The organism is Flavisolibacter nicotianae, from assembly GCF_003628535.1.
In the GTDB taxonomy this organism is placed as follows: Bacteria; Bacteroidota; Bacteroidia; order Chitinophagales; family Chitinophagaceae; genus Flavisolibacter; species Flavisolibacter nicotianae.
In genome coordinates this window covers 61,312-73,630 of sequence record NZ_RBCI01000013.1, presented here as the reverse complement: position 1 = coordinate 73,630, position 12,319 = coordinate 61,312, and the positions used below count along the sequence as shown (strand labels likewise).

The 12,319-nt window shown below is 43.6% G+C and carries 9 protein-coding genes and 2 tRNA genes; 8 read left to right on the top strand and 3 right to left on the bottom strand.

Going from position 1 to position 12,319, the window contains the following annotated elements:
* The first annotated feature begins 45 nt into the window (after window positions 1-45).
* Together D6024_RS22420 and recF are read left to right on the top strand one after the other, a co-directional pair.
* Window positions 46-447 (top strand): four helix bundle protein, encoded by a 402-nt coding sequence (locus D6024_RS22420; RefSeq protein ID WP_162944946.1) that lies wholly within the window; start codon window positions 46-48, stop codon window positions 445-447.
* A gap of 21 nt (window positions 448-468) precedes the next feature.
* Complete coding sequence (recF, locus tag D6024_RS22415; protein ID WP_121357058.1) at window positions 469-1,554, top strand: DNA replication/repair protein RecF; 1,086 nt, start codon at window positions 469-471, stop codon at window positions 1,552-1,554.
* Window positions 1,555-1,715: 161 nt separating this feature from the next.
* Here recF and D6024_RS22410 read toward each other — a convergent pair whose 3' ends face one another.
* Entirely contained in the window at window positions 1,716-2,213 is a 498-nt protein-coding gene (locus tag D6024_RS22410) for a TlpA family protein disulfide reductase (RefSeq protein ID WP_121357057.1), read from the bottom strand.
* Window positions 2,194-2,793 carry a TrmH family RNA methyltransferase gene (locus D6024_RS22405; protein WP_121357056.1) on the bottom strand — a complete coding sequence of 200 codons (600 nt, stop codon included), beginning with the start codon at window positions 2,791-2,793 and terminating at the stop codon, window positions 2,194-2,196. Before D6024_RS22405 ends, D6024_RS22410 begins: the two co-directional genes overlap by 20 nt.
* A 218-nt stretch (window positions 2,794-3,011) precedes the next feature.
* Here D6024_RS22405 and D6024_RS22400 point away from each other — a divergent pair.
* From D6024_RS22400 to D6024_RS22375, 6 genes are all read left to right on the top strand, one after another.
* Window positions 3,012-3,085, top strand: a tRNA-Pro gene (locus D6024_RS22400).
* 100 nt (window positions 3,086-3,185) lie between these two features.
* Window positions 3,186-4,394 (top strand): site-specific integrase, encoded by a 1,209-nt coding sequence (locus D6024_RS22395; RefSeq protein WP_121357055.1) that lies wholly within the window; start codon window positions 3,186-3,188, stop codon window positions 4,392-4,394.
* Window positions 4,395-5,618: 1,224 nt separating this feature from the next.
* On the top strand, window positions 5,619-6,332 hold the full coding sequence (locus D6024_RS22390; RefSeq protein WP_121357054.1) for a hypothetical protein: 714 nt from the start codon (window positions 5,619-5,621) through the stop codon (window positions 6,330-6,332).
* Window positions 6,333-6,399: 67 nt separating this feature from the next.
* Window positions 6,400-7,128, top strand: coding sequence for a hypothetical protein (locus D6024_RS22385; RefSeq protein ID WP_162944945.1), 729 nt, complete (start codon window positions 6,400-6,402; stop codon window positions 7,126-7,128).
* 479 nt (window positions 7,129-7,607) lie between these two features.
* The gene (locus D6024_RS22380; protein WP_121357052.1) at window positions 7,608-7,946 is read left to right on the top strand and encodes a hypothetical protein; all 339 of its coding nucleotides are present in this window, start codon (window positions 7,608-7,610) and stop codon (window positions 7,944-7,946) included.
* Between the two features lie 583 nt (window positions 7,947-8,529).
* Window positions 8,530-8,603 (top strand) — tRNA-Pro (locus tag D6024_RS22375).
* A 142-nt stretch (window positions 8,604-8,745) separates the two neighbouring features.
* Here the strand turns inward: D6024_RS22375 and D6024_RS22370 are convergent.
* On the bottom strand, window positions 8,746-12,183 hold the full coding sequence (locus D6024_RS22370; protein ID WP_121357051.1) for a sensor histidine kinase: 3,438 nt from the start codon (window positions 12,181-12,183) through the stop codon (window positions 8,746-8,748).
* Between the last annotated feature and the right edge of the window lie 136 nt (window positions 12,184-12,319).

The window sequence follows — 12,319 nt, the reverse complement described above, 5'->3', positions numbered from 1 at the left end:
GTGAGTGAGTATAGTAAAGTGTATGGCATTAAATTTAAAAAACTCATGGCTTACCTTGATTTTACGGAAATGCCGGCATGGCAATTAGCAGCAGAAGTCGTAAAGGAGGTTTACGACTTATCTGCCCTGTTGCCGCGCAGCGAAGACTATGCCCTGCGCGGACAAGTTAGGGAGGCTGCTATTGGCATGACCGGAAATATTGCGGAAGGATTTGGACGCCTGTACGGAAAGGATAAAACAAATTTTTATCTCTATGCCCGTGGTAGCAGCTATGAAGTGAGAAGCCATTTACTTGTCGGTCATAAAGTGGGCTATTTTACGTTGGATGCTATTTCATCTATCAATGCCAAATGCCTGAAAGTTGTTGAAGAACTAAACAAGATTATCAAAAACCTATCGTCTACACCGAGTGGTTCTTCCAACAAAAATTCGACTGCCCAACCTTAACCTTCTCCTTAACCTATAGCTTTGTCCCTCTCCCTTCAATCCATATCGCTGTTCCAGTTCAAGAATTATGATTTTGAACACTATTCGTTTTCCAACCGGATTGTTGGGATCTGTGGCCGCAACGGCGCGGGAAAAACCAACCTGCTCGATGCCATCCACTACCTCTGTTTTACCAAGAGCTATTTCCACAGAAGCGATGCCTCCAACGTACGGCACGGCCAGCAGGGCTTCCGGATCGAAGGACACCTGACGTTAAACGGGAAGGCGGAAAAGGCCGTTTGCATCCTGCGGGAAACGGGCAAGAAGGAATTTACGCTGAACGACGAACCCTATAGCCGCTTTTCGAAACACATTGGACATTATCCCTGCGTGGTCATTGCTCCTGATGATGTGGAACTCATTATCGGCGGCAGCGAAGAGCGGCGGAAATTCGTGGACACCCTTCTTTCCCAGCTCGACCCGGCCTACCTGCAGGCACTGATCCACTACAACAAGATTCTGCAACAACGCAACTCGTTTCTCCGGTCGCTGAACGAAGGGTTTGGCCGTGACCTTTCGGTACTGGATATCCTGGATGAGCAACTGGTAAAAGAAGGAAGGATCGTGTTTGCCACCCGGGCTGCGTTCCTGCGCACCTTCCTCCCCCTTGCGGCTCAACGCTACAGCGAGATCAGCCAGCAGGAAGAGCCGGTGGACCTTGTGTACGACAGTGAACTGCACCAGGCGGACCTGGCCTCGCTCCTGCGCATTACCCGGCAAAAAGATATGGTGGTGCAACGCACCAGTGCCGGCATCCACCGCGATGACCTGGTGTTCCAGCTTGGTGCACAAACCTTCAAAAGCATCGCCTCGCAGGGACAACGCAAAAGCCTGCTGTTTGCCCTCAAACTTGCCGAAATGGACATCCTGAAAAAGGAAAAAGGATTTTCGCCGCTGCTTCTTCTCGATGACGTGTTTGAAAAACTGGATGAAGAACGGATCACGAATTTGCTGGCAAGTGTATGCAGCGACCAGGACACGCAAATCTTTATTACCGATACCAACTGCAAACGGCTGGAAGGCAGCCTTCATTCGATCGGGCAACCGGTACAGATCATTGCCCTGTAATACCAAGGCGTTGACTATTTAAAATCGGCTGACTGGATTGAAGTGGACAGAGGGTAGGAAAGGGAAAACGGTGCATTTCTCCCCGCACGGTTGAGTTATCCTTAGAACAATTGAATAAAAGCTTCCGCCATTTGTGCGGTTCGATGGGTTATAGCTGCCTGCTATTGGTTTTTTCCCAGCATGCGCCGGACTTCGGCATCGAGCTTTTCGCCGGACAACTCTTCTTCGAAAAAGGCCCGGTAGTTTTTTGCGGGGTAAAGAAAAAGTGTTGCCGGGATGGCGCCGGACCAGGAGGTGTCGACAAGAGGAACGAAACGGTCGGCATTCTGTTCATCGAGGAAAACGACAGCCGACCTGATCTCCCGCTTTTTGACAAAGGCGGCAATTTCCCTGGGATAACTTTCTTTCATGTCGAGCGAAACAAGGATAAGTTTTACACCTTTTGACCTGTACCGTCGTGCCATTGCCTGGAACCGGGGCATTTCAGCAATACAGGGTTTGCAAAAGGTGGCCCAGAAGTTCAGGATAACCGGTCCGCGGGTGGTGTTGATTGCATGCTGCAGGTCGGCTGTTGACCAGCGCGGGACTGTCTGGGCTTCGGTCCACAGTCCCATTGCCAGCGCGGCGAGCAGCATGCTGCTAAGCCGTTTTTTCTTCATGATACATACCCCATTGAGTTGCCAGTGAGCCGTACTCGCCGTCGCCAAGCTTTTGCCCGGCAAAATGGCCGGCCGCCGCTTTCTGACGATAGGCTTCGTACAGGGAAACGGCACAGGCGACGCTGATATTGAGCGACTGGATCATACCTACCTGGGGAATGATGAAATTGCCATCGGCCATGGCCCTTATTTCGTCGCTGACGCCGGCGTGCTCGTTGCCAAAAACCAGGGCTGTACTCCCGGTCAGATCTATATCGTAGAGATTTTTTGCGTTGGCTGATAAATGCGTAGTCAGGATGGAGCTATATTTTTCACGGAGGGCCGCAAAGCAGTCTTCGGCATTGTCGAACTGGTGGATGGTAAGCCACTTGGCTGCGCTGCTGCTGCTGCGACTACCCCATTTTTTGTGCCGTGGAATTTTGGTGGTGAGCACATAAATTTCCTGCACACCAACGGCATCACAACTCCGCATGACGGCCGAGATGTTGTGGGGATCAAAGACGTTTTCCAATACGACGGTCAGGTCGTTTTGCCGGTGCCGCAGGACCGACTGGATGCGCTGCATACGTTCGGGAGTCATGGCGGCAAGGTAAGAATTAAAGGTTTAGGTTTGGGGGTGAGGTTGAGGTTAAGGGCTTCCGTTTTCGGCTTGAATAGTGTCTGCAAAAGCGGACGGATGTTGCAGAATTTTTCTCCTTTTTGTAATGGAATGATCCTTACATTTGCAGCCCCCGTTTGACAGTACAGGCGTGCCTGCTTTGCAAGTACCCTGCTGGCGAGCTTAATGACCGAAATTTTCGGGTGGTGGCGCAGCCCGGTAGCGCACTTGTATGGGGTGCAAGGGGTCGCTGGTTCGAATCCAGTCCACCCGACAAAAAAAGGCTTTCAGTTGATACTGAAGGCTTTTTTATTGCCTTATCTTAAAGAAATCTCACTCTCAACTGACCTGATACAAACCAGTTTGGGTCACAAATGGGTCAGAAATTAAAAACTCCTAAGGGAGAAATCAGTATTACTAATTGCGAAGGAAGAATTAGGCTCAGGTGGAGGTATGCGGGAGAAAGATATTCTTTAAACCTCCCATATTACTTTAATCCTGAAAATCTCCATTTTGCTAATGTCAAGGTTGCAGAAATCAAACTAGACATACTTCGGAGAAGTTTCGATACTTCTTTAGAAAAGTATGGCTACTTGCCTACAACTAAGCCAATTAAAGCCAAAAAAGACCTCTCAGAAGCCACCAAGCAGGAAAAATTATTATTTCTCAATGATTTAGCTGCTAAGTTCAATGAATGGGCTAAGCATTTCAGGAATGTAGACATTGATAACTCTATAGACTATTTATATATCAGGAAATGGCTAGAAAAGAGAATTCAAGTTCCTATCTATTCCATTGCCGAAAGATTAAATAGTGAAATCTGGGCTGTTACTACTTATAACAGACGGCTATCTTATCTAAACACCTTCCTCACTTGGCTTGTTGATTCTGGTATCATTGAACGAAACCCCCTTAAAGATGTATGTAAAAAGCGGGAGAAAAGAAAAATCAAATGCTCTAGAAGGAACCCATTACAGGAAAATGAAATAGTTTCCTTTTTAGATGCAATTAAAAATGATACTCATTGTCCCACTTCCAGCAGATTCAAACATTCCCACTACTATCCTTTCCTTGCATTTATCTTCCATACAGGCGTGAGAAATGCTGAAGCAATAGGCTTAAAGGTTAAACATATTGATTTTGAATCTAGTCAGATAGAAATATCTGAAACCTTTGCCCGCACTATTAAAGGCACTAATCATGCATCTAGGATAGAAAAAGGCACTAAAATGCAGAATGTCAGGTACTTACCACTTTCGACAGAGCTTTCAATATTACTGGAACCATTATTAGAAAACAAAAAATCTGAAGATTTTGTCTTCGTTTCACCTAAGGGGTTAACCATTGATGACAAAATGCTTAAAAGACGTGTTTTAAAGCCTGTAATGGAAAAACTGGGATTAGGTGATAGGGATTTATATGCTGCAAGGCATTCATTTGGCACTAGGGCTGTTCAACAGGGTATGGTACTGACAGAGGTTGCTTACTTGATGGGCCATAGTACAGTGGAAACAACAATGAGAAACTATGTTAGCGTAACAAAGCCTGCGACATCATTGCCTATTATAAGCAGGCTGGGCTAAATGGCTATTTTAGGGATAGAAAAAAATTTTGTACCTAACTTTTTGAGAATTGAAAAGCAAATTCTATGTATGTTTGACTTGTTATTTGTAGTTGTCAAATTTAACTAGAAGTTGAAGCTTGAAGCAACTCAAAAGCAGTAGTTAGAAATAGCTGCTGCTTTTTTGTTTTTCCCATTTAAATCAAAGGCTAGCTTATAGAAAACCCTTGTAGAGTAGATGCAATTTCCCCAAAACACTATTAAAGTATAACCAGTTCAAAGTATTCATTCACTTTTTTACATGCCAGGGCTAAGGTAGGTTTTCAACCTACCCTAGATGAGAGAAAATCCGTGTAGTTTTTATCAGACTCCTTGATTGATTACTGGCCTTTACTATTCCTCATAGGGTCAAACTTTTCCACTTAGGAGAAAATGTTTAACCCCTTAGATACTTTAGTTTTATTCTCGGGGTTTTTAGGTCATAAACATTTAGGCTTATGTCTTACATAAGCTTCAGCAAAACCCACAGTAAATTATTGGGGAACATCATTAGAAATCCTGCAGCCCTTGGCGTTTCCGCCTCCAAAACAGGGCTAATGATATTATTCTGACATGGCCTACAGCCATTGCCTTTAAATCCTTCAGTACATCTTAAGCGTTATCAAAACTGACATTATTGAATAAGTCATAGCTGAAGTTCAAAGAACGCCTAAAGATAGGGTAAGTAGCTGATATTCACAACTTATCAACATCATTTCTTAAAATATTTTTTCACGCGTTTAGTGTATTTCGATGCTAAGACTTAACTAAACTAATGTACCTGAAAAAACTTAATGCACGATGCCAAAAATAATATCTCCTTCCATGAGGAATCATTTAAATGATTTCTGCGTTGAAAAAAAGTAGAAATTGAGTTAGGACTTACTAAGTGGGCTGTGCTCGTTCAAGAACACTGACCATTTGAAGCCGTATTTTGACCAAATGAACATCGACATTAATTGAGGATAGTTCTGATAAGTTGCTGTTTTTATTGCTTGGCTATTGTCTTAATCAATGCTCATTGGTGGAATTGTTGGAAAGGACATTGTTGGCTTAACTGGGTTCGTTTTCACAGTGATAATAGTTATTATCACTTTCAAAATACTGACCGGTAGAAACAAGAAATAGTAAGAAAGCCCATACAGTATGCATGGGTATAATAAAACAGGTATATTAGGACTATCAATTAAAACTAAAGCTACTTCTTATGAGACGAATTCTTCTAACAGTGTTTGTCATTTCTGCTTCTGCAATTGTACAAGCACAACTGAAAATGGCTGATTTAGATAGCTTCCCTTTAGGCATATCTTTTAAGGACGCAAAACAAATAAAATCTATGTTCAAAGGTGAAGCAACTGTTTTGCAAGCTGATTTTTTGGGAGCTTACCATATCGAATATGCAAGAACGCCATTTGATATTTATGGTGAAGCAGATTATGAATTCCAATTCGTAAAAGAGAAGCTTTCAAGTATCAGCATCGAATTTAAGTTCAAAGCAAATCAAAAAAATGAATTCGAAAGATTGCTTAAACAATTGTTATCTGATTTGAAATCTGACCGTAGTATGGTAAGTATGAAAGAATATAACTCCTTGAATGCCCAAAATGCTATATCATATGTAGAAAAAGAATGTATCACAAATACTCCTGAAGATACACCTGGATATAAGAAGATAAAATCAAAGCATTTGGGAACAAGTGTTTGGGTTGTAACGGGTGGAATAAATGATAGTAGGTATTTAAGTGTTGATTGTAGTATGTATGAAAGTCATTACAACTCTGGAAAAGGAAATATGGATAATTATGACGGATGCATTGCTGCCGTCACAATTTATTTTACTAATACAACGCTACAAGAATTAAATAGCTTAGAAGCAAAGCAAAAGGTTATGAACTACAAAACATTTAGGGAGCAAGAATAAGTTCAAACTCTTTCTATTTCTCACTTCAAAATGTTAAGCCAAAACTATGCTCAATCTACTTAAACGTATGATACCCTATTACTCTGCATTGTTAGTTGTTTTGGGGATAATAAGATATAGTGTTTACTATGGATATTTTAGCCTTCCAATCAAATATTTTATTTCAGCGGGGGAGTCTTTATTGCTATTTGCAGATGAAATTATTTTGTACGCTATTATTACAACCATCTACCTAACTATAACATTTCTGACTAATGATTCCCTTTCTGAATTTGAGTTATATGGTTTTGCTACAAAAAAGACTTTTCCAAAAGCAGCAAACTCCGCTACATTAGAAAAACGAGACAGTTTCGACGAATTCATAGTTACGATTTTGCCTTTTTGTTTTTTGCCGGCCTTACTTATTTATTACATTTCTAATAATTATCTACTAACAATTGCTTCTTTAGGATTATTGATTTTTTCGGCAATTATAACTTCGCTTATTATAATTCAAGTTTGGATTGAAAAACAAACTGGTTTAAAGAGAAATAGCCATCTTTTGAAGCTTGTTTCTTCAGCATGTATAGCTGCATTATTAATCGCTTTATACTCTGCTATTGATGCGTATTATGTTCAAAGTGGTAGATACGTTGGCACCACTATCATCACCAATAAAGATTCCCTTGTATCTACTCCACACTTTTACTTCATCGGGAAAACCGATAACTATTCTATCATGTATAACGATACACTTAGATCAGCTACTATCATTCCAAATAGCGAAATCAAAAAGTTTGTAATGCACAAAAAATAAAAGCCTATCCATTTAGAATAGGCCTCCTGCAAGAGAATTTAGAAGTCAAATAAATAGTAGAATATCTATAACTAATAAAAAGCCTTTCACTCAATATATATTTTCTTCGGTGGCTTATCATTATCATCGTTCTGATTGTATTTCACGATAAACACAATAATCAAGAACAATACAAACAGCACTATATCAGTCGGTAAATCAGCTTTGGTAGCAAGGCGAAGAAGAGTGAAAATTATATATGTCATAAAATTAAAGTGATATCAATGTAAACTATTTTCTTGATTTCATTCGATTATCGTATGGACATAACATCAGACTTTCTTAAAATGTTGTATTCCCGTCCAAAAGCCATAATGTTTTAATGTCAGTTTCCATTTCATTAAGTTCAAAATACTTTCATTATCAAAGTGAAGAATACTACAGACTTGCAGCAATAGAGAATTCATTATATCTTAATTCCCTAAACCAAAACTTTAAAAATGTTTGGAATATTCAAATCTTCAGCGGAATACATCAAGCTAGGAAAAGCATTTGAAAACGCATTTACAAATGGAATGTCATTAATGCTTCAGGTTGAGAGATCACCCTACAAACAACACAGCAAAGAATTGTTATTAGCCCATAGTCATTTTATCCGGGAAGAGATTATGCAAAGAATAAATGAATATGGATGGCCTTTGCAGAACAAGATTATGTGTCTCAAGATTAAAGCTGGCAGAATAACATTAGAAGAAGCATACGCAGCTGTTCTAACTCAGGTATTTATTATGGCTGAAAGAATTGGTTGTACAGATGAAATCTCTGCTGTATTGGAATAATTATAAATAACATTTTATAACATATTTGATTAACATCATTGATATATTTCTGCCCCAATTTTTACAGATGTGCAAAAGCACCCCCCACCTCAACGTCAGCACCCGGATGCTTTGCGTAGCAAATTGGGGTAGCCCGTGCCTTTGAAAATCGCAGTTTAGATAAAGGCGCTGGTTGCCTCTGTAAAAAAATAAAAAGTAACTGCATATAAGAGTTGAAAAAGAACAGACCTGCTAGAAATGGCATCTAAAAGGGTATTTCTTCCATGTGGAAGGAATATTGATGCACTAATTTTTTAATAGCATAAGTCTGTCTTTTTAGGTAACTTTTGAAATAGGAAAATCATTTATTAACCAATTGGGTCAGGTTTGGGTCAGATTTCTAAAAAGTAAACAGTATTAAAAATAGCATTTCATACAAAAGCTTTGTAAATCATGCATTTGCACACATTTGCAAGGGTATTACTCTCTTCCATGGGGTGCAAGGGGTCGCTGGTTCGAATCCAGTCCACCCGACAAAGACAGGTCTTATTGTATAAGGCCTGTTTTATTTTTCGCTTGTGGTGAATATCTTTACCACGCATTACGGGATGTAGCGCAGCCCGGTAGCGCGCTTCGTTCGGGACGAAGAGGCCGCTGGTTCGAATCCAGTCATCCCGACCCAGCCCCCAAGTATTTTACTTGGGGCTTTTCTTTTTTAGAAACTGCCACTACGACCAATTTACCATCGGCAACCAGGGAAACGCAGGTCTGACAAAGCTTTGCTCCGCAGGCAAGTCCAGTCATCAAACCAAAAACGGTATCAGGCAGGGATGGAAACAATAAATTCGGTGCCTGTGCCTTCCCGGCTCTCCACTTTCAACTCACCGCCATGTCCTTTGGTGACGACATCATAACTCAGTGACAAACCCAGGCCCGTGCCCTCACCGGCAGGCCTGGTTGTAAAGAACGGCTGAAACACTTTATCGACGACTTTGGGAGACATGCCGGTGCCGTTGTCTTTCACCGTGATGAGGATCTGATTGCCTTCTTTCTTTGTGCTGACCTCGACGACGGGTTCAAAGGAGTCATTCAACTGTTTTTTCTTTTCCTGCACGGCATAAAAGGCATTGTTGTAAAGATTGAGAAATACCCGTCCCATGTCCTGCGGCTGCACGTCCACTTTTCCGACAGAAGAATCGTAGTGGGTTTTGGTAACAGCGTAAAACGCTTTGTCCTTTGCCCGCATGCCGTGATAACTCAGGCGGAGCCATTCATCCACCATTGCATTGATGTCGGCGGGCTCTTTTTGCCCGGAGCTTTTGCGACTGTGCTGCAACATGCTTTTGACAATGGCGCCGGCGCGGCTGCCGTGATCGCCAATTTTTTCTTCGTTTGCTGCAATGTCCCGGGCGATGGCCCTTGCCTCCTCCGTGTTTCCCCTGTCGAGTTCCTGTTGCATTTCTGCAGCCAGTTCTTTGTTCACTGCTGAGAAGTTGTTGACGAAGTTGAGCGGGTTCTGTATCTCGTGCGCTATGCCGGCAGTGAGCTCGCCCAGGGAAGCCATCTTTTCTGCCTGTATTAACTGCGTTTGTGTTCGTTTCAATTCGGTATAGGTTTTTTCAATTTCCCTTGCATGCGCCAACTCCCGCTCCCTCGCCCTCTCCCGTTCTTTGGCGGCCAGGCGCCGGCGTTGGAAACGGTCCACAGCAAACACACCGGCGATCAAACACAAGCCATAAAATGCGTATGCCCAGCGGGTACGCCACCACGGCGGTTTGATGATAATCGTCATGTAGGTTCCCTGTTCATTCCATACGCCATCACTGTTTGTGCCCTTTACCCGAAACGTATAGATACCCGGGTCAAGATTGGTGTAACTGACATAGTGCCTCGAACCGCTGTAGACCCAATCTTTGTCGACACCTTCCAGCCGATAGGCATATTGGTTTTTCGCCGGATTGTAAAAGCTTAACGAGGAGAATTCGAGAGAGAAATAATTCTGGTTATGGTTCAACACCATTTCCCTGGTTTCATCGGCACCCTCAACTGGTTTGTCGAACAGTTTAAACTGCGTGATGACAACGGGTGCGATTGGGCTATTGGCCTTCACATCAGCAGGATTGAAAAAATTAAATCCGTTCGTTCCCCCGAAATACAAGGTGCCGTCTTTCCCTTTCCAGCCTGCGCCCCTGTCTCTATACCCCGCCGCAAAAGCATTCCCCTGCAAGCCATCTTTGTAATCGTAATTGGTAAAGGTTTTCGTTACCGGATCAAAACAGGATAACCCGTTTATTGTTCCCAACCACAATTTCTTCTGCTGGTCTTCGACAATGGAATAAATGGTATTGCCCGGCAGCCCCTGTTTTGTCGTGTAGGTTGAAAAGGTTTGCTTTCCGGCATCAAAGCAGCACAAGCCCCCGGCCGATGTTCCCATCCAGATCCTGCCACCGGCATCTTCGAAGAAACAATTAATGATATTGGAACTGATGCTTGTGGAGTCGGATGGATTGTTCCTGTAATGGACAAACCGCCCGGTTTGCCTGTCCAGTTTATCGGTACCGACGCTTCCGTGCCCTATCCAGATGTTGTTCCGGGAATCGGCAAAAACGGAGAGAACCGTGAAGTCGACAATCCCTGTCGTGTCGGCCCGATCGTAATAATAATGCACAAACCGCCCGGTTTTTTCATCAAAGCTTTTTACTCCATTTCCCGTTCCGAGCCAAAGTAATCCCTGCCGGTCTTCCGTCATCGAGAAAACCGTTTTGTGGTCTTCATCCTGGAAGTTGGCCGCATTGGTGTTGTAGTGTGTGCATTCGCCCGTCTGCCTATCCAGCCGGGAAAGCATTTCTCCATTCGCTACCCAAAGGTGTCCATGCCGGTCTTCCAAAACTGCATGGACCTCGTTGTACCGGAGCGAGTTCGGACGAGCCGGATCATGTTTAAACTGCTTCCATTGCCTGTTCTTTTTATCCCAACCGTTCACTCCTCCTCCAAACGTGCCAATCCACAGATTGCCTGCTGCGTCTTCCGTTATGGCAGTAACCTGGTCGTTGCTTAACGATTGCTTATTTTTTGGCTGGTGCCGGACGAGGTGAAACGCCTTGTTGTTCAGGTTTGCCTTGTTCAACTTTCCGGAAAATGTACCGACCCAAAGCGTGTTGGACTGGTCGATCTCCAGCGCAGAAAAGCGGTTAGCACTCAGACTGTTCGGGTTATCCGGATCGTGCCAATAGGCCGTAAATACCGTTCGTTCTTTGTTGAGGCTATTCAGGCCATTCGTGGTACAGATCCATAAATTTCCTTCCCGGTCTTCTTTCAATTTGGTCCCTATCCATGAGACCATATTGCTGCTGCTGATGGCGTATTTATTTTTCGGGTCGTGAAAGAAGCGCCTGAAACTCCCTGTTTTTCTATCCAGGCTGTTGAGACCATTGTCGGTCGCCACCCATAAAACACCTGCCTTGTCTTCGAGCACGGACACCACATAATTGCTGCTCAAACCAGATGGATTACCCGGATCGTTCTGGTAATGGGTTATGCGAACCTGAGCAAGTTGTCCCGGTTTAGCCCTGGTTACATCGACCCTGTGTAAACCAGAACGATTGCCTACCCACAAGGTGCCAGCCCGGTCTTTGTAAATGCAGGCAATATCGTCGTGAAGGTCGGCCTTGCCCCCATAAATTTTGTGATAGTTCAGATCGAAACGTTCGTTCAGAAACTGCCCGGTTTCGCGGTTGAACCGGCAGAGGCCCCCGGAGTGGTTGCCGACCCACATCATCCCATTGCTGTCTTCATTGATCGCTGAAATATTCGGATCCGAGAATTTGGCACCGGGTAAGGGTTTATAGCGGGTAAATTTTTCCGTTTGGCGGTCGAACCGGCACAAGCCTTCATACGATGCCATCCAGATAGCGCCGTATTGATCTTCCCAAAGCGTATAGATGAAATTCTGGGAAAGCGAGTTGGGGTCAAAGGGATCCAACTGGTATTTCCTGAAGGTATAGCCGTCGTACCTGTATAATCCGTCCAGGGTTCCCAACCAGAGGAATCCTTTCCTGTCCTGCAGGATGGCTGTTATGCCTGTATTCGTAAGCCCTTCTTCGATACCGATGTGTTCAAAATACAGGCTTTCTTTCGGAGAAGGATTCTTCACGCGGAACTGTTGTTGCAGCGACGCACCTGCCTGTTGCTGCGCCCCGGCAACGAAAGACCCTGCCAGTAAAAAGAGTACCCACAGCTTATGAACAAGACGTTTCATGGTCAGGCCTGTTTATCCCATTCGTCATTGTCTGCCAAACCCGGTGAACTCTCCCTCTTTGCCCTGTATTTCTCCTTTTACCGGTGGCGATGCAAGGCGCCGGCAGGTGAATCCGGACGGTGGTTTCAACTGCTTT